Origin of the sequence: Sphingobacterium corticis, assembly GCF_042684745.1 — a bacterium.
In the GTDB taxonomy this organism is placed as follows: domain Bacteria; phylum Bacteroidota; class Bacteroidia; order Sphingobacteriales; family Sphingobacteriaceae; genus Sphingobacterium; species Sphingobacterium corticis.
In genome coordinates, this window is record NZ_JBHUMA010000006.1 from 812,263 (window position 1) to 835,734 (window position 23,472).

The 23,472-nt window shown below is 40.4% G+C and carries 21 protein-coding genes and 1 tRNA gene; 16 read left to right on the forward strand and 6 right to left on the reverse strand.

Going from position 1 to position 23,472, the window contains the following annotated elements; genetic code table 11:
• The first annotated feature begins 229 nt into the window (after positions 1-229).
• Complete coding sequence (locus tag ACFSQ3_RS09490) at positions 230-766, forward strand: RNA polymerase sigma factor (protein ID WP_380869304.1); 537 nt, start codon at positions 230-232, stop codon at positions 764-766.
• A 12-nt stretch (positions 767-778) separates the two neighbouring features.
• On the forward strand, positions 779-2,128 hold the full coding sequence (locus ACFSQ3_RS09495) for a hypothetical protein (protein ID WP_380869305.1): 1,350 nt from the start codon (positions 779-781) through the stop codon (positions 2,126-2,128).
• Here ACFSQ3_RS09495 and ACFSQ3_RS09500 read toward each other — a convergent pair.
• Both ACFSQ3_RS09500 and ACFSQ3_RS09505 read right to left on the reverse strand, forming a co-directional pair.
• Complete coding sequence (locus tag ACFSQ3_RS09500; protein WP_380869306.1) at positions 2,125-2,739, reverse strand: HAD family hydrolase; 615 nt, start codon at positions 2,737-2,739, stop codon at positions 2,125-2,127. The two genes, ACFSQ3_RS09495 and ACFSQ3_RS09500, sit on opposite strands and share 4 nt — an antisense overlap.
• Entirely contained in the window at positions 2,739-3,938 is a 1,200-nt protein-coding gene (locus tag ACFSQ3_RS09505) for a proline dehydrogenase family protein (protein ID WP_380869307.1), read from the reverse strand. The genes ACFSQ3_RS09500 and ACFSQ3_RS09505 overlap by 1 nt, the downstream gene beginning before the upstream one ends.
• Positions 3,939-4,022: 84 nt before the next feature.
• Between ACFSQ3_RS09505 and ACFSQ3_RS09510 the strand changes: the two genes are divergently transcribed.
• Together ACFSQ3_RS09510 and aroB are read left to right on the forward strand one after the other, a co-directional pair.
• The gene (locus ACFSQ3_RS09510; protein WP_380869308.1) at positions 4,023-4,229 is read left to right on the forward strand and encodes an RNA-binding S4 domain-containing protein; all 207 of its coding nucleotides are present in this window, start codon (positions 4,023-4,025) and stop codon (positions 4,227-4,229) included.
• A 24-nt stretch (positions 4,230-4,253) separates the two neighbouring features.
• Positions 4,254-5,324, forward strand: coding sequence for a 3-dehydroquinate synthase (gene aroB, locus ACFSQ3_RS09515; protein ID WP_380869309.1), 1,071 nt, complete (start codon positions 4,254-4,256; stop codon positions 5,322-5,324).
• A 167-nt stretch (positions 5,325-5,491) separates the two neighbouring features.
• Here aroB and ACFSQ3_RS09520 read toward each other — a convergent pair whose 3' ends face one another.
• Complete coding sequence (locus tag ACFSQ3_RS09520; RefSeq protein ID WP_380869310.1) at positions 5,492-6,076, reverse strand: suppressor of fused domain protein; 585 nt, start codon at positions 6,074-6,076, stop codon at positions 5,492-5,494.
• A gap of 169 nt (positions 6,077-6,245) precedes the next feature.
• Here ACFSQ3_RS09520 and htpG point away from each other — a divergent pair, with 169 nt between their 5' ends.
• Complete coding sequence (gene htpG, locus ACFSQ3_RS09525) at positions 6,246-8,135, forward strand: molecular chaperone HtpG (protein ID WP_380869311.1); 1,890 nt, start codon at positions 6,246-6,248, stop codon at positions 8,133-8,135.
• A 93-nt stretch (positions 8,136-8,228) separates the two neighbouring features.
• Here the strand turns inward: htpG and ACFSQ3_RS09530 are convergent, their stop codons facing one another.
• Positions 8,229-8,645: a VOC family protein gene (locus ACFSQ3_RS09530; RefSeq protein WP_380869312.1), complete on the reverse strand. Its 417-nt coding sequence runs from the start codon at positions 8,643-8,645 to the stop codon at positions 8,229-8,231.
• Positions 8,646-8,887: 242 nt separating this feature from the next.
• On the opposite strand from ACFSQ3_RS09530, the gene ACFSQ3_RS09535 reads away from it, so the two are divergent.
• On the forward strand, positions 8,888-9,643 hold the full coding sequence (locus ACFSQ3_RS09535) for an isocitrate lyase/PEP mutase family protein (RefSeq protein ID WP_380869313.1): 756 nt from the start codon (positions 8,888-8,890) through the stop codon (positions 9,641-9,643).
• A 698-nt stretch (positions 9,644-10,341) separates the two neighbouring features.
• Here the strand turns inward: ACFSQ3_RS09535 and ACFSQ3_RS09540 are convergent.
• A tRNA-Ser gene (locus tag ACFSQ3_RS09540) sits at positions 10,342-10,429 on the reverse strand.
• Positions 10,430-10,776: 347 nt separating this feature from the next.
• On the opposite strand from ACFSQ3_RS09540, the gene ACFSQ3_RS09545 reads away from it, so the two are divergent.
• From ACFSQ3_RS09545 to ACFSQ3_RS09590, 10 genes are all read left to right on the forward strand, one after another.
• Positions 10,777-11,742, forward strand: coding sequence for an ROK family protein (locus tag ACFSQ3_RS09545; RefSeq protein WP_380869314.1), 966 nt, complete (start codon positions 10,777-10,779; stop codon positions 11,740-11,742).
• A gap of 90 nt (positions 11,743-11,832) precedes the next feature.
• Positions 11,833-12,018, forward strand: coding sequence for a CsbD family protein (locus tag ACFSQ3_RS09550; protein WP_380869315.1), 186 nt, complete (start codon positions 11,833-11,835; stop codon positions 12,016-12,018).
• Between the two features lie 200 nt (positions 12,019-12,218).
• Complete coding sequence (sbnA, locus tag ACFSQ3_RS09555; RefSeq protein ID WP_380869316.1) at positions 12,219-13,202, forward strand: 2,3-diaminopropionate biosynthesis protein SbnA; 984 nt, start codon at positions 12,219-12,221, stop codon at positions 13,200-13,202.
• 12 nt (positions 13,203-13,214) lie between these two features.
• Positions 13,215-15,050: an FAD/NAD(P)-binding protein gene (locus ACFSQ3_RS09560; protein WP_380869317.1), complete on the forward strand. Its 1,836-nt coding sequence runs from the start codon at positions 13,215-13,217 to the stop codon at positions 15,048-15,050.
• Positions 15,043-16,449 (forward strand): Y4yA family PLP-dependent enzyme, encoded by a 1,407-nt coding sequence (locus ACFSQ3_RS09565; RefSeq protein WP_380869318.1) that lies wholly within the window; start codon positions 15,043-15,045, stop codon positions 16,447-16,449. Before ACFSQ3_RS09560 ends, ACFSQ3_RS09565 begins: the two co-directional genes overlap by 8 nt.
• A gap of 105 nt (positions 16,450-16,554) precedes the next feature.
• Positions 16,555-17,094: a hypothetical protein gene (locus ACFSQ3_RS09570; protein ID WP_380869319.1), complete on the forward strand. Its 540-nt coding sequence runs from the start codon at positions 16,555-16,557 to the stop codon at positions 17,092-17,094.
• Positions 17,095-17,262: 168 nt separating this feature from the next.
• Complete coding sequence (locus ACFSQ3_RS09575; RefSeq protein ID WP_380869320.1) at positions 17,263-17,907, forward strand: hypothetical protein; 645 nt, start codon at positions 17,263-17,265, stop codon at positions 17,905-17,907.
• 312 nt (positions 17,908-18,219) lie between these two features.
• Entirely contained in the window at positions 18,220-19,161 is a 942-nt protein-coding gene (locus ACFSQ3_RS09580; protein ID WP_380869321.1) for a formylglycine-generating enzyme family protein, read from the forward strand.
• A 28-nt stretch (positions 19,162-19,189) separates the two neighbouring features.
• Positions 19,190-20,503, forward strand: coding sequence for a Gfo/Idh/MocA family protein (locus ACFSQ3_RS09585; protein WP_380869322.1), 1,314 nt, complete (start codon positions 19,190-19,192; stop codon positions 20,501-20,503).
• Positions 20,504-20,506: 3 nt separating this feature from the next.
• Positions 20,507-21,496 carry an FAD:protein FMN transferase gene (locus tag ACFSQ3_RS09590; RefSeq protein WP_380869323.1) on the forward strand — a complete coding sequence of 330 codons (990 nt, stop codon included), beginning with the start codon at positions 20,507-20,509 and terminating at the stop codon, positions 21,494-21,496.
• A gap of 85 nt (positions 21,497-21,581) precedes the next feature.
• Here ACFSQ3_RS09590 and ACFSQ3_RS09595 read toward each other — a convergent pair whose 3' ends face one another.
• Positions 21,582-23,465, reverse strand: a complete 1,884-nt coding sequence (locus tag ACFSQ3_RS09595; RefSeq protein WP_380869324.1) for a RagB/SusD family nutrient uptake outer membrane protein — start codon at positions 23,463-23,465, stop codon at positions 21,582-21,584.
• Between the last annotated feature and the right edge of the window lie 7 nt (positions 23,466-23,472).

The window sequence follows — 23,472 nt, forward strand, 5'->3', positions numbered from 1 at the left end:
TTCTAACTTTTCCGTTCATTGCGCTGTAGCGAACGGGATTACTCGATCGTTTAAGCCATAAAATGAGTATGGCTAAAAAGGAACACCAGTAAGCGCGCGATGGCGGAAGATAAAGTTTGTGAAAGAAGTTTGATATAAACGAATCGATTTAGCTCGCTTGGAAATTATACGGAAATATGTCTCGCGTGACAAGCAACTGACCCTTAGAAAGGCGTTGGATGACTGTGTTATGGCAGATTCTGAGCGGAGTAAAGCATTTATTTATAAGAAATTTTACGGGTACATCAAGGCCGTCGTTTTGCGTTATGTCAAGATCGATATAGAAGCGGAAGAAATTATTAATGAAAGTTTCGTAAAAGTGTTTCGAAAGTTGAGTGTGTTTGAGCAACACGAAGACGATGAAGCATTGGAAAAGACGTTTCGCTCGTGGATGGCGCGAATAGCGGTCAATACGGCGATTGATATGTTACGCACGAAAAAGCAGATGGCATTTATCGATGACGAGGATGGCAGCGAAATCAATAATTTATCGGTTAATATGGCGACAAGTTTGGAAGCGAATGATATTTTAAAGTTGTTGGATGGTTTGCCAACCATTCAAAAAACCATCTTTCAGCTATACGAAATTGATGGCTACTCGCACGAAGAAGTGGGGCAAATGCTGGGCGTGCCGGAAAGCACATCCAGGACGTACTTGACAAGAGCCAAGCAAAAGTTACGGTCATTATATAGCATACACATTGAAAAAGCACAGATTAAATCCTAGTATAAGTTGGGAATGAAAAAGGAGAATAAAGATCAGGATATCGTTGAACGCATTATACAGGAGCTGAAAGAGCAATCTGACCTTCCGTATGAAACGGGCGCATGGGAGCGCTTTCGCGATACGCGTTTGCAGCCGACTGCTGCCAAACCAACTAAGGTTTGGTGGATAGGAGCGGCCGCAGCAGCGTGTTTGATGTGTGTAGCTATCTTTTGGTGGCAAAATAATCCATCGACGGAGCCCTCGAAGGATTTATCTGTTGCATCCAACAACGAACAATCTGTTGAGAATACAGATTCGACTACTTCTATCGAATCGTATGACGGCTTGCAGCCAAATGTGGCTGATCATGTAGAACCAAATGACGCATTGCCTATGCAGATTTTTGCGCAGAGACAGCAACAAAGCGGCAACACCCGTGACCTTTTGTCCGGTTTAGATAGTCGATTCGCGTATTTGTCGGGTATTTCGGGGCAGCTTCAAACAAATAATGAGTTGTTCGCTGGAAATATGCAGTTCCCCAAAGCAAACTTGAGTATCGTCGAAAATGATCCTTCGGATAATTCATCGATCTTGATGAGTAACCAACAATTGCCATCTGTTTTCTCGACGCAAGATGATGTCGCTTTGACGCAAAGAAAAGAGGTTGTTGGCGAAAGTAAGCGTTTCCGCCTGCGCGATAAGTTTGATTTAGGAGTGGTGGTAGCGCCATCTGCAACCGATCAGAAAATGAATTTCGGTGGGGGATTAATGTTGGCTTATAACGTAACGAAACAATTGAGTGTAAGAACGGGAGCTACATTTCACCAATATGAAGTTGGCGCGTTGCGAGATCCTATGCAGGCAGCTTCGATGGAAGTTGCTGCTGCACCTGAACGTCCAATTCAAGCGGATATGCCGACATTTTCCAATGCCTTAGCGATGCGCATGCCATTGATTCCGCATGTCAATTCAGTGAGCGGTATGGTTCGCACAATCGATATTCCTATCGAAGCTAAGTATTCGTTCTATAAAGGTGTTTATGCTGGAGTTGGTGTTTCTTATGCAGCGGTATTGGATCAGCAACGCTTTGCGCATTACATAGAAAACGTGAATGCCAATCCTTATGCTAATGGTTTGCCAAGTGACGAACGAGAAATGCGCAACGCTGTACAACCTGTTTTGCAAACCTTAGAATCTGCTAATAGCAATGTGGATGCGAATGGTTTCGGTGGTTTTGTAAATATGTCTTTAGGAAAAGAAGTGAAGATTCGTCGAGGACCTTCACTTTCTATAGAACCTTACGTAAAACTTCCTGTTGGAAACTTCAAACGTGCAGATATGAATTATACGAACGGTGGTGTCCGTATAATTACGAATTTTTAAACTTCGTCGAGCTGATCAATTCTTACCCAGCCCATTCCGGCTGCAATGGCGCCGCGAACACCAGGATCACCATCTTCGAAGACGATACAGCGTGAAGGATCTACACCTAATTGTTCTGCCGCCAATAAAAATGGTTCGGGAGATGGTTTTCCGTTAGGTGTGTCGCCTGCGCAAACCAACACTTCATACAATCCGTTTGCACCGATCACTTCCAACGTGATTTCTAACGTAGAACGAGTTCCACCAGAAACTAATCCAATTTTCTTCTTGCCGACGTGCTCACGCAGATGCTCAAATACGTGTTCGACAGGTTGTGTTTGTTGAATATAATCTGACCGGAAAATACCAGATTTGAGCGTCGCGAATTCTTGAAAATCGAAAGTTTTATTGTAGCGTTCCGAAATCAATTTTGCGACAGCTACCGTTGGCCAGCCCGCTGTTTCATCGATAATATCGGTATCTAAATCAATATCATATTTTTTCGCTGCCGCTGCGTAAGCAGCTTTATGCGCATGCATATTGTCAGCTAAAGTGCCATCTACATCGTATAATAACGCATCATACGATGCAGATAGTGCTGTTAAGTGTTTTGTTTTTTCTAAATTCGTCATTAAGCTTTTTTCGCTTTCTTACGTCTTTCTTTTTCTGCCATAATTAATCCCAATTCCCGACTCGTCTGTCCGCCCACTGACGTATTTTCTTGTGCGCGACGGAACAAATAAGGCATTACTGATTTTACCGGACCATAAGGCATGTATTTCGCTACATTATAACCTGCAGCAGCCAAGTTGAACGATAAGTTGTCCGACATACCCAATAATTGTGCAAACCAAATATTCGGATGGTTTGTCGGGATATCGCGACGGAACATTTCATCGGCTAATAAGCGCGAACTTTCTTCGTTGTGAGTTCCGGCCATTAAACCTATTTGATCAATGTGATCCAAACAAAAACGAATTCCTTCATTATAATCGTGATCGCTACTTGCTTTGTCAGGTTGAATAGGTGAGGGATAGCCTTCCGATTTCGCACGTTCGCGCTCAATCTCCATATATGCACCACGCACCAATTTCGCTCCTAAATGGAAGTTGCGGACTTGCGCATACGCAAAATCTGCTTTCAGCGAAGCTAATTTATCGTGCCGATATAATTGGTAGGTGTTATATACAATCGGTTTTTTCGTGTTGTATTTCTCCATCATTTCGCGAGCGATATCGTCAATAGTTTCTTGGATCCAAGAATGCTCACCGTCGATTAATACCGGAATGCCAGCTTCGTGACAAGCTTTACAAATGCGATCACAACGTTCCAAAACACGCGTGTATTCGATTTTTTCCAAATCGGTCAGCACTTGCTTAGCATCACGCTTCGCGAAAAGATCAAAACGACCTAATCCCGTTGGTTTGAATACACAAAACGAAATATGCTGGTCTTTCTTGGCAAAGGCAACCGTGCGTACAATCTCCTCGCAGGTATGCTCAAAGCTCGTTTCCGTTTCCTCACCTTCTACGGAATAATCCAGAATGGTCGTCACATTTCCTTCACCTAACTCGCGAATAGAACGCGTGCAATCTTCGATGCTTTCGCCTCCACAAAACTGCTTATAGATGGTGTTTTTAATAATGCCCTGTATAGGAACACCTATTTTGAGTGAAAAGTTGGTAATGGGGGTTCCTACCTTAATCAGAGCGCTGCTCGATACCATTTTAAATAACCAATATGCTTTGTTCAGGTCCTTGTCACTCTTCGTCCTGAAAGCAGTTGCCGTATCGTTAAAATCCAACGTAACAGGCACTCTTAAGGTTTCCATCAATGTTGCTTCGTGTTTAGTTATGCAAAATTAAGTAATTTGAATTAAAAGCTGAATATGCTCGTTATTTATTTAATTTTGGCTATGCAAAAGTTTGTGTTAGAGGGTGAATTTATTCACATGATTCAATTGCTTAAAGCACTGAATTGGGTGGAGCACGGCGCGATGGCGCAGTATGTCGTGGAAGAAGGCATGGTGACGTATAACGGGGTGGTGGATTATAGAAAAAGATTGAAGGTGCGTCGTGGTGATAAAGTGGAGTTTGATGGCCAAATGGTCGAAATTGTTTAAAAAGATAGAGTAGCGTTTAATAATATGCAACAGATAGAGAGTTTAGGATATCAGGTTTTCTTTGAGGACGATTTAGCCAGCCTTCAGCCATTTATTTTGAATGGTGGATATTCCAATGTGTTGATTTTGGTGGATTTGAACACCAATGATCACTGCCTCCCAATACTTCAGGCGGCCATGCCGGAAATTGTCGATTACGATATTATTGAGGTCGATCCGGGAGAAGAAAATAAAAATATCGACTACTGTATCGGCATTTGGAAAACCATGCTGGATTTCGGCGCAGATCGTAAAGCGCTGATGATTAATTTAGGTGGCGGCGTGATTACCGATATGGGTGGTTTTGCTGCCTCAACATTTAAACGTGGTATCGATTTTATTCAGATACCTACAACGTTGCTTGCTCAAGTAGATGCTTCTGTAGGCGGTAAAACCGGAATCGATCTGGACAATGTAAAAAATATCATCGGTACATTTACCCAACCGAAAGCTGTTTTTATTAGTTCCCAGTTTTTAGAAACTTTGGACAAAAGACAACTACTTTCTGGCTTCGCCGAAATTATAAAACATGGTTTGATTCAAGATAAGGATTTGTTTGAGCGTTGTAAGAATAGCGACTTGTCGGAATTAGATATGCAGATTGTTCACGATTCGGTTGCCATTAAAAATAACATCATTACGCAAGATCCTACCGAGCAAGGAATTCGTAAAATTTTGAATTTTGGACATACAATTGGCCACGCTGTGGAAGGCTATTCGATGTTGCATGATCAGGATCCCTTGCTGCATGGCGAAGCCATCGCGATCGGGATGGTTTGTGAAGCCTTCTTATCACATCGAAATGGAACGTTGGATGCAGCGTCCCTAGAAGAAATTACTTCCTACCTGACAAGCATATATTCGTATTATGTATTGCCGACTGAAATTGATGCGGAATTATTGCAATTGATGCTAAATGATAAGAAAAACGAAGCGCAGAAAATAGGTTTTGCTTTCTTGGATGGTATCGGTAATTGCCAATACAACTTGTTTGCTGATCAATCTAGCATTATGGAAGCGCTGAACTATTACCGCAGTTTGCAACCAGCGGACTAGCTTCCAAACAAAAGATAACTACATACGTTCTTTGTTTATCTATTAGAAAACAAAGAACGTATGAATAATTTCTTCAAAGTACTTATCGCCGGATGGGGCGCCCGAAAATTAGGTTTCGGCTGTTTTGGCACCATCATCGCCTTCATTATTATCTATTATATATTGGGTTATTTATAGGAATCAATGGTTTTACGCTGTACATCTTCCTTTTCTTGATCGATTTTCGACAAGAAAAGGGTAAAACCATACCGATTTATCCAAGCGAGTTCCTGCTCATAAACCGGAATTAACTGTACCCAATTCACTGAAAAGCGTTTGTTGAGTTGATAAGAAGCCGGACCGATTTTATGATCTGCATCTTGCACTAAAAAATGCTGCATAGTAGAATCTTCCGAAATACTTTGTCCAAAACGTATGATCTGTCCAGGATCGAATGGACAATCTTCACGCAAATGGCTGATCAGAAAACCTAAAATATGCCCCCAATTTTCGTTGGAACTCTTTACTTGGATCGCCAATTCTCTACCTGTTGTTTTATCTGATCCAATGCTTGCGGAAAGACCATAGCTGTATGCTGTTAAATAACCGTTATTTGGATAATTATGAAATAGCAACACAAATACTTTGGGCAGTTTCTTATTGTTCGACGGATGGCGGTATACGTTGCACGATTGTCCTAGAGCAATTTCTAACTGACTTTTTAAGCGCTCAACGCCGGATTGCATGAAGTTGGGTTTTCGAAATAAACGCATACATGTTTGTAATAAGACCTGACGATTTGTATCGTCCGTTTAAACAAAAATACACAAAGACTGCATTTTTTTCAGTCCTCGGCTGTCATCTTGACTTTATAGCGTGTTTGGAATGTTCCTTGATACAAAATATTCATATAAATCTTTGAAACAAAAGCATAATACACATATGGCAGAAAAAGGCACCATTTCCATCCACACCGAGAATATTTTCCCGGTAATCAAAAAGTTCTTATATTCTGATAATGAAATTTTTCTTCGCGAATTGGTTTCCAACGCGGTAGATGCTTCACAAAAAATTAAACGTTTGTCGTCTTTAGGACAGTTCAACGGAGAAGTTGGCGAATTGACAGTGGACGTAAAATTTGATGAAGCAGCTAAAACCATTACGATTTCCGATAACGGTTTAGGGATGACCGCCGATGAGATCAAAAAATACATCAATCAAATCGCATTCTCCGGTGCTACCGAATTTATGGAGAAATTTAAAGAAGCAAACGATGCTAACGAAATTATCGGTCGTTTCGGTTTAGGTTTCTATTCTGCATTTATGGTGGCAGATCGCGTGGAAATTCAATCTTTATCCTATCAAGATGGAGCAGAACCAGCACATTGGACCTGCGACGGAAGTACATCCTACGAAATTGCGGAAGGTAACCGTACACAACGTGGTACGGATGTGATTTTGCATGTAAATGCAGATTCTGAGGAGTTTTTAAGCAAAAATCGTTTAGAAGAAATACTAAACAAATACGCTAAATTCTTACCCGTTCCTGTTCGTTTCGGAACGAAATCAACTAGTGAGCCGGACGGCGAAGATGAGGAAGGTAAACCGAAATACAAAACGGTAGAAGTTGATAATTTTATCAATAATACCAATCCAGCTTGGACGAAATCTCCTTCGGAGTTGACGGACGAAGATTATTTGGCGTTCTACAAAGAATTGTATCCATATTCGATGGATGAGCCGTTGTTCTGGATTCACTTAAACGTAGATTATCCATTTAATTTGACGGGTATTCTGTATTTCCCAAAAATCAAAAATGAGTTAGAAATTCAACGCAACAAAATCAAATTATACTCTCGTCAGGTATTCATTACCGATGAGGTAAAAGATATTGTTCCTGAATTTTTGATGTTATTACACGGCGTGATTGATTCACCGGATATTCCGTTGAACGTTTCGCGTTCGTTCTTGCAAGCTGACGGTAATGTGAAGAAAATCAATACATACATTACCAAAAAAGTGGCTGACAAATTGCAAGAAATCTACAAATCCGATCGTAAAGGTTTTGAAGAAAAATGGAGCGATATCGGCATGTTCATCAAATACGGTATGTTGAGCGATGATAAATTTGCAGAGAAAGCCAATGAATTCTGCTTGGTTAAAAATACCGATGGCGAACATTTCACGATCAAAGAATATTACGAAAAAGTGAAAGATATTCAAGTCGACAAAGATGGAAACATCGTTTACTTGTACACCAATGATACCGCGCAGCAAGATGGTTTCATCAGCGGAGCTAAAGCAAAAGGTTATGATGTTTTGGTGTTCGATGGTCCTTTGGATACGCATTTCACTTCCTATTTAGAGCAAAAAGGCGGAGAAAAAGTACAGTTGAAACGTGTGGATGCCGATGTTGCGGATAAATTGATTCAGAAAGAAGAAAAGATTGAAGCGGTTTTGTCGGAAGATGAAAGCAAAAAAGCAACAGAACTTTTCGAGAAAGCAATTGCGCGCACGGATATGAAAGTGGAAGTGGACGCATTATCGGCTTCAGATCTTCCAGTATCGGTGACGATTGACGAGTTCATGCGCCGCATGAAAGATATGGCAAAAACTGGTGGAGGCGGAATGGGCTTCTACGGAGATTTACCAGATCAATACAAAGTTACTGTAAACGGAAATCACCCGTTAATCAAACGTATTTTGGATAGTGAAGAGGAGGAAGGTTCTAAATTGGCAAAACAAGCTTTCGATTTAGCATTGCTATCTAGAGGTTTGTTGACCGGTGCTGATTTGACTTCATTCGTGAAGCGCAGCGTGGATATGATTTAAGTTTGTTGGGAGCGAACTTGCTTCCTGCAATTTTTATTTGTTTATTTTAAAAAGCAGCAATCCGATGGATTGCTGCTTTTGTATTGAACGGCATTATTTTCTTTCAAAGAAATCTTTCTGTGCAAGCATCGCATCATTCAGTGACGACTGGATGTAGGCGATACCAGCTATAGCTTCTGGCGTTGTTGCACGATGCTGAACGGTTTCCATATTTGTAAAATCGACTTCTTTCACGCGTTCATTCAACCACCATAAATTGCCAAAAGGATCCAAGATTCTGCATACCTTTTCGCCGAACCACAGTGTCGTAATATCTGTTACGGATTTTGCGCCGAAAGCGATTGCATTATTGTACGCCTGCTCTACGTCCGAAACATACAGATTTAAAAAGGTAGGAGTGGGCGCCCAGTTTTCTTTGGAATCGAAAAGGTTGATCATGGCATCACCAATCTTTGCGACCGCGTGAATAATAGCGCCTTGTTCATCTTGTTTTTCATTAATCTTATTCATCGAAATAGCTCTTTTTTGTATTGCAAAATTATTTCTTGAAACTGACAACATTATGTCAGTTGATAAGCTGTTTTTTACAGCTGTTAGAAATAGTATCTGTGCGAAATTAACTAGATCGTTTAATTAACTGAACAACATAACTTTAAAGTAACGTATAGCCGAATATCGAAACCTTTTTCAATAGCTATTGTTTGGTTACTAATTGGATAAATCGATTTTTAAAAACTTAAAATAGTCACATTATGTCAGTAGAAAAGTTTAAGGCGCTGCACGAGCAAGATACACCGTTTATTGTTGGAAACGTTTGGGATGCCCATACCGCTAAAGCTGCTCAAGATGCAGGATTTCAAGGCTTGGGTAGCTCCAGCCACGCGATAGCCAATGTGCTTGGTTACGAGGATGGTCAGCAAATCAGTGTTGACGAAATATTGTTCGTAGTTGAACGGATTGTTAAATCAGTGGATATTCCGGTGTCCGTAGATTTTGAAGCAGGATACTCATCCGATCCGGAAGAAGTTGCCGCACACGTTAAGCAACTGGTCGACGTCGGTGTAGTCGGAATAAATTTGGAAGATGGTGTAGTTAAAGACGGTAAACGCGTTTTAGAGGATTCACAAATATTAGCTAGAAAAATTAAAGCGATAAAAGCGGTAACCAATATTTTCATCAACGCTCGTGCCGACACGTACACAACAAAACACGCGGATGCGTTAGATGAATCAATTAAGCGCGCCAAATTATACGAAGAATCCGGCGCAGACGGCATCTTTTTGCCCGTTATTGAAAAGCAAGAAGATATTAAAAAAGTGGTGGAATCTATTTCACTTCCGCTAAACGTTTTCGCTACGCCAAACATTACCGATTACGCGACCCTAACTTCGCTAGGAGTGAAGAGAATCAGTCACGGAGCAAAATTGTATGAAAAGATTTTTAAACTAACTCAAGAGCAATTAAAAGAGATTTATAACAAGCAAGATTTTGGTTTGTTGTATAAGTAAGAGGCTTTACGAGCATCAATTTTAGATCACCTGCTGCTCATAGAAACACAAAAGAAAGAAGCTACCGCAACCGTAGCTTCTTTCTTTTGTTACCATCATGATGTTGTCATATAGCGTTAACACAAAAAGCCTACAAATACAATTAGATTTAACGATCTTTTCATCGGGACATTTTAAAGCAGGCAAATATAAATTATATAAAATTCACTTTAAAAGGAATGATGTTTAAACATTTATACGTAAACTTGTATATGTCAAATAAACACCATGATCTTATTACTACGTTCCTTTCGGTTAACGTTGTAACGAGAAATTTAGAACAGGTCGATCGTGATATGGTTCAACAATTGTTGGAATCATATTGCCATAAAGTACCGGACGCGGATAAGCTCACAAAGCTAATATTAACTGCTCAGGGAATATTTAAGTCTCCAAAATCATTTGAGAAGGATTTTGCTAAATTGAGTATTATAGCTTTAGAAATGATGTTAGAATAGCTTTTAATTAGACGGTGAACGGAGATAATTAGAGTTATACCGATAAGTTTTAATTGATTTAAACGTTAATAAGTAGGTTTGAAATTAACGTATTGATTTACTATTGTGGAGAACAAGCTTGCTGAAGCTTCAGGTGTAGCCCTAATAAATATTATCATTAATAAAACCCGCTGATTTTCAGTGGGTTTTATTATTAATATGCGGAGAGGGAGGGATTCGAACCCTCGATACGGTCATCCCGTATACAGACTTTCCAGGTCTGCTCATTCGACCACTCTGACACCTATCCGTGAATGGACTGCAAATATAGCTTTTCTACTCATTAAACGCAAATAACCTTCTTTATTAGTTTAAGACCGCAAAATTTCTAGAAAACGAACGTCTGAAGAGTTGTAGCAATTACTTCGCAGATAAATTCGTCAACGTGCATAAATGAAGACTAAATCGTTTGGTGGCAAAGATAATTGCGAAAAAAAGCACCGGAGAAACGCGAGTGAAGATGCTTTTCCCTACAAGATATGTTCCTTTTTAAGCTACAATCTAAATTTTACCGCATTCAAGTGTGTAAAAATCACACAAAGTAATTATCTTAGTCGCCACTGATGTTCAATAATAGTAAACACTTAATTAAATAAAATGTCTATAGTACAGCCGTCAGACGCAATCGTTCTTGGAATAGATATTGGGGGAACCAATACCAAATTTGGATTAGTAAGCAGTAGTGGTGAAGTTTTGGATAAAGGAACCTTACGAACAAATATCTATAAAGATATAAATGATTTCATCGATGCGCTGTACAACGAGGTTTTGCCTTTGTTGAATAAACACCTAAACGGAAATCCTTTAGCTGGTATTGGAGTGGGCGTTCCCAATGGAAACTTCTATACTGGAACGGTCGAATATGCACCAAATCTTCCTTGGAAGGGCGTAATTCCATTTAGCGAATTAATTACGAACCGATTTGGCGTACCTTGCTTGATTACAAATGACGCGAATGCGGCAGCACGTGGCGAGATGCTTTTCGGTGCAGCAAAAGGAATGCGCGATTTTATTATGATTACGTTAGGTACTGGTGTGGGCAGCGGAATTGTCGCTAATGGCGAACTCGTTTACGGGCATGATGGATTTGCTGGAGAGTTAGGACATACTATCGTCAAGCCGGGCGGCCGTAAACATTGGAGTACGGGATCGGAGGGTAGTTTAGAAGCGTATGCATCAGCTACAGGAATCGCCATTACGGCAAAAAAAATGCGTGCGGAATTTCCGGAATCCATGCTAAACGATTACCCAGAAGATGCCATTAATTCAAAGACAGTATTTGAATGTGCTTCTAAAGGCGATGCAATTGCGATTGAAGTATTTCGCTATACGGGTCAAAAATTAGGCGAAGCTTTAGCAAACTTTGTTATGTTTTCATCACCGGAAGCTATCCTTTTATTTGGCGGAGTAATTCGTGCTGGAGATTTTATTTTAAATCCTGCAAAACTGCACATGGAACGCAACTTGTTGCCGATTTTCCGCAATAAAGTAAAGATCGTTTTCAGCGGTTTAGATGAATCTGATGCTGCAATTTTGGGCGCAAGCGCGCTGATTCTTGGTTAAAATCTAAATCATTATTAAGATTTATTTTTCTTTTTGAAAAACATAATTCCTGACTACGTGTTCTTCTATTAAACAAAAAAGGAGGATATCATGAGTGAATTAACTTGGAAAGGTCGTTGGAACGAACTTAAAGGAAAAGTAAAACAACAATATGGAGAATTGACTGATGATGATTTGACTTACGCAGAAGGTAAGGAAGATGAATTGTTAGGTCGTTTGCAGAAAGAGACTGGCAAAACCAAAGATGAGGTAGAGAGCTGGTTGAACGACTTATAGGTCGAAAAGATCTTATCGATCGATAGATCATTTTAAGAGTGTAGATATGAATAATGTCTGCACTTTTTTTATGCATTTTGCCGTATAAATTCAAACAGGTCACGTAAAACTTCCGCGCTTTTGACTTGTTATTATACTATCATTACTAAGCACGCGACGTGGTGATCATGTAATCAAAGGATAAAGCAAGGGAGGTCACAATGCAAGCAGTAAAAGCAAACGTACTTACACAAGTACCAAAGAATGATATTCTATCGTGTATAGGTAATACACCATTAGTTCGTTTTAACAACCTTTTTCTAACGCTACAATCGGCAGTTTATGGCAAAATGGAAATGCTTAACCCCGGCGGAAGCATAAAGGATAGAACAGCCCACAACATCGTGCGTCATGCCATGGATGTCGGAAAAATTAATGCAGATAGCGTTTTAATCGAATCCACATCTGGAAATATGGGTATCGGACTAGCACGAATTTGCCATTTTTATGGGCTGAAATTAATTCTTGTAACCGACCCCCACATCAATCCATTAGCGGAAAAAATCTTGAAAACATTTCATGCGGAAATTGTTAAGGTGGATGAACATGATGGGAATGGAGGTTATCTCAATTCAAGATTAAAAAAGGTCGAGCAGTTGTTAGCGGATATTCCAAACAGCTTTTGGCCAGATCAATACCATAACATGGATAATCCTGCTGCGCACCAGCAAACCTTTCAGGAGATCGTTGAAGATTTGGGATTTGCGCCGGATTATTTATTTATTCCTACAAGCACCTGCGGCACATTACGTGGATTTGCAGATGCTGTTGAAAACTTAGGAGCAACCACAAAAATTGTGGCGGTGGATGCAAAAGGCAGTATGATTTTTAAGGATGATCCTAGCGCCCGCCTTATTCCGGGCATGGGTGCCAGCAGAAAATCTCATTTTTTACGAACTGATCAAGTCCACGGTGTGATACATGTCTCGGACGCAGACTGTGTAGCGGGCTGTAAAAAATTATTGGCAAAGGAAAGCATTTTAGCAGGCGGTTCTTCTGGCGCTGTAGTCATGGCAATTGAACAATATCAGGCAAATTTTAAGTCGAACGAAACTATTGTTGCAATTATTCCAGATAATGGAGAACGCTATTTAGATACCATCTATTCTGATAAATGGTTGATGGAAAAAGGACTTCAAGGATAACCGGGACGACGTATGATTTGGAAACAACAACATATAAGTACTGAGGCAAGAGGTGCCAAAAATCATATTGAAGAATACATTTGCGAAGCGAAAGCCTTTATTGGGAAGGAACATATCGACGAGAAACGTATAGGAATTATTGGTGGCGGACCAAAAGGTCTTTATGCGTTGGAAAGGCTATTGAACAATATCAACGAATCGAGAAATAAGACTCCCATACAAATCATTTGGTTCAACCAAACGTCAGATTTTGGGAGTGGCAACAATTATCAGGTCAGTCAGCCGGACAACCTTTTGATCAACTATTGTATCGGAAATATTGACGCTTGGTTGAGGGATGAAGTGAACAATGCGGTCAATGAACAGCTTTCACTCACGGATTGGATCAAAAAACACAATATTACGGATGTGGATGTAGCACCTACTGATTTTGCTTCTAGAGCCTTGGTAGGATGTTATTTACAGGATGTGTTAAAACAAATCCTATCTTCGATCCCAAATGAAACTACGTTAAATCTCATTGTTGAAGAGGTAAAAGCCATTAAATACGAGAATCATTTTCTAGTAGGATTCGCGAATACCCCAATAACTATGGAGTTGGACTACGTATTAATGACTACTGGGCACTGTTACCAAAATACGCCACCTTTTGTTGGTGAAATAACCGATAAATATTTCCCAAGCGCATATCCAGTACATCATTTAGACACCATCCCTACAAAGGCTTCAGTGGGCGTGCTCGGATTGGGATTAACCTGGGTTGACATTTGTTTGCAGCTCACAGAAGGTAGAGGCGGTGTATTCGATGATAATGGCAAGTATCAAGCTTCGGGAAAAGAACCGATGATTTATCCATTCAGCCGAAGCAACCTTCCTATTCAACCTCGCGATGCCATTTTTGGCACGCGTCGCTACCAACTGCGGAATACCACAGTAGATGATCTGCTCACTTTAGTAGACGAGAGATCCGATCGACAAATAGATTTCCAACACGAGGTCTACCCAATAATTGAGAAAGAAATTCAATTTGCCTATTACGGTACATTGTTGCAAACTAAAAACGAAAGCATCATAACAGCGTACCAACAGTCGATACCAGAAGCCGAGCTATTTACGTTTCAAAAGTTGCTTTTTCCCGAAATTGATACCAGTGACGCTGATAGACACGTAAAAACCATTAACTATATTGCAGATATTGTGGAACGCGCCGAAGTTGGCGAACTAAATGATCCGTATATGGCGGCTGCCGCAGTTTGGCGCGAAGCAACACCATTAATTGGAAGAATATATAATTTTGGTGGCTTAACCCCGGCAAGTCAGGAATATTTGGATCAAAAAATATGGAGTGCATGTTGTCGAACGAGTTTTGGACCACCCATAGCCAATATGCGTAAAATGCTGGCATTGGCAGAGGCAGGCATTATCCAATTTTCCATACCGCCACAATCTTCCGTGCAGTTCGATCAATCGAAAGATGAGTTTATCGTTGGAACTAGCAGTACACGAAAAACTTTGTCGTATCTCATCGACGGACGCATTGCACGAAGTAAGCCAGGGCAAACAAATACTTCGCTTTATCGCAATCTTGGCGACGAACAACTTATTACAGCTTACAGAAATGGAAATTACGAACCTGGGTGTATGGACATTAGCCAAGATGGAAAAGCGAATATAAGCGGATCTGAAATCGATATTCCGTTGTATTTTTACGGCACACCTACTGAGGGCATATTATTCGATAATGATTCATTATCGCGAGTACGCAATAATTTGGCGAGTCCTTGGGCAGACGCCATGTTGCAATTAATTAATCCGACTATACATGGACTTTACGCATATAATGACTGATACTGATCATTTACCATTAACAGCAATCAAGCATACTTGGATTCAAGATCTCGTACAAATACCTGCTGCGTTGCATGGAACCATTCAAGATCATGGATCACCAGTCAACATCCAATCGCTAGTACCTTTCGAGGAGAATATCATTGAATATGAGGGTGTTTTTCGAAAATATGATTTGAAGCATCGCATTTATTTTGCGCGCAAGGCAAATAAGTGTTTGACATTTGCAAAACATGCTGCATCACAAGGACAAGGCGTAGATACAGCTAGCTACCAAGAGCTTCAGCAATGCTTAGATGCTGGAATCAGTGCTGACCAACTCATATCAACAGCTGCCGTTAAAACTCGTCAACTGTTGGATCTCGCTGTGCGAAGCGCCGTCACGATTGTGATTGATAACATGGATGAGTTATCCTTATTAGAAGAAGTTTGCGAAGAACATCGTTTGCAAGCAAATATTAGTCTGCGAATAGGAGGATTTGAGGTAAATGGAAATCGTATGCATTCTCGATTTGGATTTTCCATCGATGAAGCAAAAGCGCTTGTTTTGGACAACCTAGCGACGCATACAAATTTAATTTACACCGGATTACATTTTCATTTGAATGGTTATTCGGTTTCGGAACGTGCTATCGCCATCGGCGAATGTATTGGATTGATTGACCATTTAGCGGCGCACGATATCGAAACATTCCATGTCGATATTGGTGGCGGATATTTGATTAATTATCTTGAAGATGAAAACCAATGGCAAGAATTTCAGCATCAACTTAAGCTAGCGATACTTGGCAAACGTCCAGAGCTAACCTATCGAAACGATCCGTTAGGAATAATTAATATTGAAGGAACCTTACACGGCGATGCAAAAGTTTATCCATATTATAACAAATTACATAAGGGGGATTTCCTAGAGAGCATTTTGGGACATTATGTTCCGAAATATGAAGAGCCAATTCACCAGTTGCTTCGCGATCGTGATATTGAAATACGAATCGAGCCAGGAAGATCACTGTTAGATCAGGCAGGTATCACGGTTGCCCGTGTGGCTTTTAGAAAGCACGATTCTGCCGGAAATCTATTGGTAGGTTTAGAAATGAATCGCACACAAATGAAAAGTTCTAGTGCAGATTTTTTACTAGATCCGATACATATTCGATCCAACCAAGCCGAAGATGAACAGCCGATATTCGGCTATCTTGTTGGCGCCTATTGTTTAGAGCAAGAATTGATATTACTTCGAAAAATCAAATTCGAAAGCATGCCGCAGGTAGGAGATCTAATGGTATTCTTAAATACTGCTGGGTATATGATGCATTTTTTTGAGTCGCAAGCTCATCAATTCGATCTAGCAAAAAACGTTTTTTATGATGGGTCGGGACATTTCACTTTGGAAAGTTAATGCTCCATGGTTACCGAACATCAATACTTGGACAAATACCCCATTTCCGCAAACAGTAAAACGCTTATATTAGGAACTATACATCCTCACAGAACGGAGGAATTTATGGTTCCTTTTTTTTACGGAAATAGAAACAGCTTGTGGAATTTATTAAGTGAAGCATTCCCGACGGAGTTGCCAAAACCCATTACGTTACCAAATATCATTCATTTTTTGGACGATAGAAAGATTGCCATGAGCGATACTATTAAATCGTGCCGACGAACTAATGCAGGAGCATTGGACAGCGATTTAATTCCAATAGAGCTCAATGATGATCTACCTTATCAGATCCAGCAATCGAATATCCAAAACATATTTTGCACAAGCTCCTTCGGAAAAAATAATGCTTTCAAGCTCTTCTATGAAAATATTTTGGGATTGAGACTGACGCATAAAATAAGAACCGATCGTGAAATCTTGTTACCTAATAAAATTTTCGGAAGACCCGTATTGCTTAAAGCGTTGATATCTCCATCTGGAGCAGCAAATATATCGCTTTCAAAAAATCCGGCTTACCTAGCGGAATTTGATAAATACAAACATTATCCAGCGCCTGTACAGGCATTCAAAATAAACTATTACAAACGGTTATTTTCCAAATAAATATTATTGATCGTTATCGATAGCTTGGCTAATCGTTCGTGTAACGGAGTCGTTGGATAATATCGGCAATGCTTGCGAGTAAGCGATGATTTTTTAAATTCGTCGAACAAAGCACAAGCAAGATTTAAACTTTTGTTGCTCTGTTGTAATCAAAGAATAAAATCAATTATGAAAAAATTAATCTTATCATCCGTAGCACTATTGTTCAGTTTTTCACTTTTTGCGCAGAATTCCAGAATGCGCACCAATATTTTTGGGAATCTTGAATATCGCTCTTCCGACGGAAGATATAAGGCTGATTTGAAGAAAAATATTTTTGATGATTTGGAGTTTACCGATAACCGAAACAATCAGATTAAATTGGAAAAAAAATATTTAGCCTCCGAATACCCTGACATACATAACAACGAACGCATTCGACAAAGATTGTTTCGAAATTTAGTCCGTGAAAATAGCAGGAGCGAAGGGTATAAGGCAGCATATAAAATTGATCTTATGGATCGATTGGTCATTGAAGATAATCAAGGTTATCAATTAAAGGAGCACGTAGACATCTTTGGAAATAGACAAACTTCCGAAAAATTTAACGGTGTTAACACTAAAATCGGAAAAAATATCCATGGCAATTGGGAGTTCTCTGCTAGTGGTAATCGCGCTTCCTTAGAAAAGAACATTTTTGATCAATACATTTACAAAGATAGTTTTGGAAATAAGATCCAATTTGAAAAGGAAACATGGAAAAGAATGATCCGACGCTTTGAATCCGAAGAAAGTATTTTTAGATCATTGATTGATCAATTTTTCTATGACTAGCATGTAAGCTGATTTAAACTTTTGTAAATCATTCATCATCAAATAATAATTGTATTACAACATTTCATTTTTCAATTAACATGCAGGTTCCATTTTGAGGTTATCGAACCCTTAAAATAGCCACCAGCCAATGTTGACTTAATCAGGCAGTTAAGTAAAATTATTGTTATCATACGAATAATTCCTTGCCAAAGCTATCTATTGTTTCAACTGTGCTTTCCCAGCAGTTCGAAAATAGCTATATTGGATTACTATTCATTAAACCTAACAAGAATGATTATCGATCTGCTAAGGCGTTCATCGGTGAGCTTTATGCTATTGTGCGTACTGGTTGTTCATGGACAAAACAAACATGAACGTTATATTCAACAGCTTCCAGGGACGCGTTTACAGTTTTCCATGGAAGCTATTCCGGGCGGCGAATTTATGATGGGAAGTAAAGGTGATGCGCCAGCGGATGAAAAACCCGCACACCGAACCCAGATAAGTCCATTTTGGATGAGCACATTTGAGGTTACTTGGGATTTGTTTGAACCTTTCGTTTACAAGGATTTTGAAGTAGCTAACGCCACCGAAGAAAAAATTGACCCAAAGGTTGATGCCGTCACACGGCCGACAAAGCCCTATTTAGATATGACTTTCGGAATGGGAAAACAAGGCCATCCTGCATTAGCGATGACACACTACAATGCGATCCAGTTTTGCAAATGGCTTTACATGCGTACGGGCGAATTTTATAGATTACCAACCGAAGCGGAGTGGGAATATGCATGCCGAGCAGGATCGGTGTCGGATTATCATTTTGGCGATGATGCCACTAATCTCGAGGATTATGGATGGTATTCAGAGAATAGCGACGGTGAAACATCTGCGGTTGGTAAAAAGAAACCAAACGCTTGGGGATTATTTGATATGTTAGGCAACGTTGCGGAGTGGACCTATGATCAATATCAAGAAGATTATTATCAGCAATTTGATAGTCAAATAGCAGAAAATCCAATTTCAGAACCTACCGCACTTTATCCACATAGTGTTCGAGGAGGGTCGTTTGAAAGCAAAGCGAATGAATTACGCTCAGCAGCTCGAATGGCATCTGATCCTATTTGGAAACAGCTCGATCCTCAAATTCCAAAATCAAATTGGTGGTTTCCCGAGGCACCATTCGTAGGTATGCGGCTGGTTCGTCCGGTGCTAAAACCGTCGCACGAACAAATTATGGCATACTACGATAAAGCTCCCATCAAAGACTTCTAACTATTTAACAATTATACAGCTACACAGCATGAATACATTTAACCGAAGAAACTTCATGAAAGCGGGTACTACCTTAGCCGCGACCACATTATTAACATCTACATCTTTTGGCAAGATATTTACAGCCGGATCAGACGAGATTAAAATTGCACTTGTCGGTTGTGGCGGGCGTGGTACTGGTGCAACATTTGACGCTTTCGCTTCTGGACAAAATATCAAATTGGTCGCTATGGCGGACGCTTTCAAAGATAATTTGGATACGGCATATAACACGTTAAAGGAAAAATTCGGAGACAAAATTGATGTGCCGGATAGCCGAAAATATATCGGATTTGATGGCTACAAAGCTGCTATAAAGGAAGCCGATGTGGTGCTTCTAGCTACACCTCCGGGATTTCGTCCGCTTCATTTCGAAGAAGCCGTAAATGCAGGTAAACATGTCTTTATGGAAAAGCCCGTTGCAGTGGATATTCCGGGAATTCGAAAGGTACTTGCTTCGGCAGAAGAAGCTAAGCGCAAAAAGCTAAACGTGGTGGTCGGACTGCAAAGGCGTTACCAAAATAACTACCGAGAAGCTATTAAACGTATTCAAGATGGAGCTATTGGCGATATTTACTCCGGTCAGGTGTATTGGAATAGCGGCGGCGTTTGGGTACGACCGAGACAAGCCGGACAATCTGAAATGGAATACCAGATGCGCAATTGGTATTATTTTAATTGGTTATGTGGAGATCACATCGTGGAACAGCACGTACACAACATTGATGTAGCTAATTGGGTAAAAGGCAAATATCCAATTTCTATTCAAGGTACAGGCAGCCGAGCACATCGCACAGAAAAAGAATACGGAGAAATATACGATAATTTTGCTGTAGAATTGACCTATGATGATGGTACGGTCGTGTATAGTCAATGTCGTCACTTCGAAGGAATATCCAACCGAGTTGATGAAACATTTCAAGGTTCCAAAGGACGTGTGTACATGTCTGCCGGAAATCAAGCCGTTTTGTGGGATGCTCGAGGAAACGAGATTTATCGTCATGACCCGAAAGGGAATCCGAACGCCTATCAGCAAGAACACAAAGAATTATTTGAGGCAATTGCTAAAAATGAATATAAATTTGACAATGCTGAATACGGTGCATACAGTACATTAACTGGAATTATTGGACGCTTGGCATGTTATACAGGGAAAGTCATCAAATGGGACAAAGCACTGTTATCAGAGATTGATTTGTCTCCGGCGAATTATGCGTGGGACGCTCAACCTAAAGTTTTGCCGGACGAAAACGGTATTTATAAAGTCGCTGTTCCAGGCATCGATACGGAATTGTATATATAAATAATGCTATCAAATGCGTATTTGTTGCTCTGTTTTTTAGGATCGCTTTTTATAGCAGAAACAAAACAGAAAACGTTTACTATCTCGGGTAGAGCACAAGGTACAACGTACCAAATTCAATACGTCAGCGAAGAGCCGATTGTTGGCGAAAATTCGATCGATAGCATCATGGATGCTATTGATCGATCTATGTCGCTGTATCAGCCACACTCCCTAATCTGCAGCTTTAACAGGTCATTCCAAAAAAGTGCGGAAGTGGATGAACACATGGTAAATGTGCTTCGCGAATCGTTTCGCATTCATAGAAAATCCAACGGACTATTCGATATAACCGTTAAACCGCTAATGGATTTATGGGGATTTGGAACGGAAAGCGTAAATCACTTGCCTGAAAGAGAAGCTATCGATAGCATACGAGCGTTGGTAGGTATGGATAAGATTTGGTTGGAAGGAATGATCCTGTATAAAAGCAACCCGAAAATATCGATTGATTTAAATGGTATTGCGCAAGGATATACCGTTGATGTTTTGGCTGATTTTTTGGAATCGCGCGGTATCGAAAATTATTTAGTGGAGCTCGGTGGCGAGATTCGTGTAAAGGGAAATAAAATAGGAGGGAATCCCTACGAAATTGCAATCGAACGACCTTTCGAAGAGCAATCATCTAATCTGTTATTACAAATTTCAAATGGCGCAGTAACTACATCAGGAAACTACAGAAACGTCTTTCAGCATCAAGGAAAAACAATACATCATCATATCCATCCCAAAAAAGGATATCCGATACAGAACAATGTGTTGAGCGCTACAGTGATCGCTTCAACAGCCATGGAAGCAGACGGCTACGATAATGTTTTTATGGCGTTGTCACCGATCGAAGGAATTGCTTTGGCGAATACATTACCCAATATTGAAGTTTATTTGATTTACGACGATGCTGGAATTTTAAAGGAAGCTTTCTCCAATGGCTTCCACCAATACGTAAAGAAGTAATCGATATACGAGTTATTATTATTGTATAAAAAATCCGGCCCAAAACATCGCTTTAGGCCGGATTCCTTATCAGTTATTTTAATCGCTAATTGTAACCTGGATTCTGTTGTAACTTGATATTACGATTCGTTTCATCTCGATGGAACGGCATGAAATACATTTTGTCTTGCCATTGCCGGTTCTCAATTCCCGGTTCAAGTTCGACAGGCGTATATGTATAGTTGTAATTGGCCGTATTGTATTGATAAGTTCGAACCTGTACGCCGGCTTTCAATGTACCAACAATATTGATCAATCGAATCTTAGCACCATTAGTTTGCGGTGCAATCATCCATCTACGCGTGTCAAAAAAGCGGTGTTCTTCAAAAGCAAGCTCAACCCGTCTTTCGTTTCTATATCGCGTTTTTAACGCATCACCGGCATCAGTGATTGCCGGCATTCCTGCACGGAAGCGGATTTTATTTAACCAATTTCTAGCCTCCGCTTCTTCGCCCAACTCAATACACGCTTCCACATAATTTAGTACGGACTCCGTGTATCTCAATACTGGCCACGGAATATATTGTCGGGTGTTTTGATCGACCACAGCAGGATCGGGATCGGTGAATTTTCGGAAATAATATCCTGTATACGAACCGTTCCAATCTTCCACCGGACTATTTCGGGTATCTAAGCCTTGATAAGCGACGACCGCGCCAGCAGCATTTGTAATTTGATAACGTCCTGATTGAATTTGGTTGTTCGGATCGCGACCAGCTACATCGGCGGTTCTTGGCTTCCAATCAGCGCCATCATACAATATCGTGGCGTAGAATCGCGGATCACGATTTTGGTAGGGAGCGGCTTTATGAGCAGCATTTTGCCAATTAAATTGGGTTCCATCAAGCATTTCGTAATCGTCCACCAAATTTTGTATCGGTGTATTTCCTGCCCAATTGTGATATCCGTTTGGCCCATTATTTCTGCCAATATAGTTGCCCATTTCATCCTTCAAATCGATAAAATATCTACCCAATAGCAATTCTCGCTGTCCATCGGCAGATACCGATTTACTACCTCCGCCCATAGACAATACCATGTAGTTTTCCGTACCTTCTTCCACGGTCGCCGGAGCAGTTAATTCCAGTTGATAACCCAGATTGGTCATTTTTACCACTTCGAAAGCTGCCTCTTTTGCCCTTTGCCAACGCTCGGTACGACTTCCGCTAGGATAACCTAAAAATTGATTATCGCTATAACCACCAATTACTGGAGCTTTGGTAGATGCTGTCGGCAGATCATGCAAATCGCTGGCTGCGTAGAGTAGAACTCGCGCCTTGAGCGCCAACGCAGCAACTTCCGTAGCACGTCCCTGACCGCCGCTAGTGCCGGCGAGCAACTCGGCAGCTCGATCGCAATCGCGAATAATAAAATCGACTACCTCTGCATACGAATTCCTAGGAGCTGTGTAGTCATCTTCTCCCAACTCATAAACGCGATCTATTAACGGAACTCCACCGTAAAAACGTAGCAATTGTTGGTAGTAATAAGCGCGTAGAAAATGCGATTGACCCAATAGATTATTTACACGAGCTTCATCGCTAAATTGTGGCTCCGCCAAATTTTCAATAGCCACATTACACGCTCGAATCCGAACATACAGTGGACCGTAACCGTAAGTATCTTTAATCATCCCTTGATCAGCCGGATTAGAGCGTGATTCGGTAATCGTATTGATTCCTCTTCCAGGATGTGTGAACATGGATTCATCGGTTAGCGAAGATTGCATTTCTTCATCAAAACCTCCTTGACCTAGTCCGTTATATATTTCGAAAACAAATGCTTCCGCCAAAGCCGGATCACTCCATGTTAATTCTTTCGGAACTTCTTCCAAAGGTTGTGTATTGACGAAATCATCATTACATGAAACAAGGGGTTGCATCAGCATGAAATAAGCTAAACAGATGTATATATTTCTTTTGTTGTTCATGGTGGTA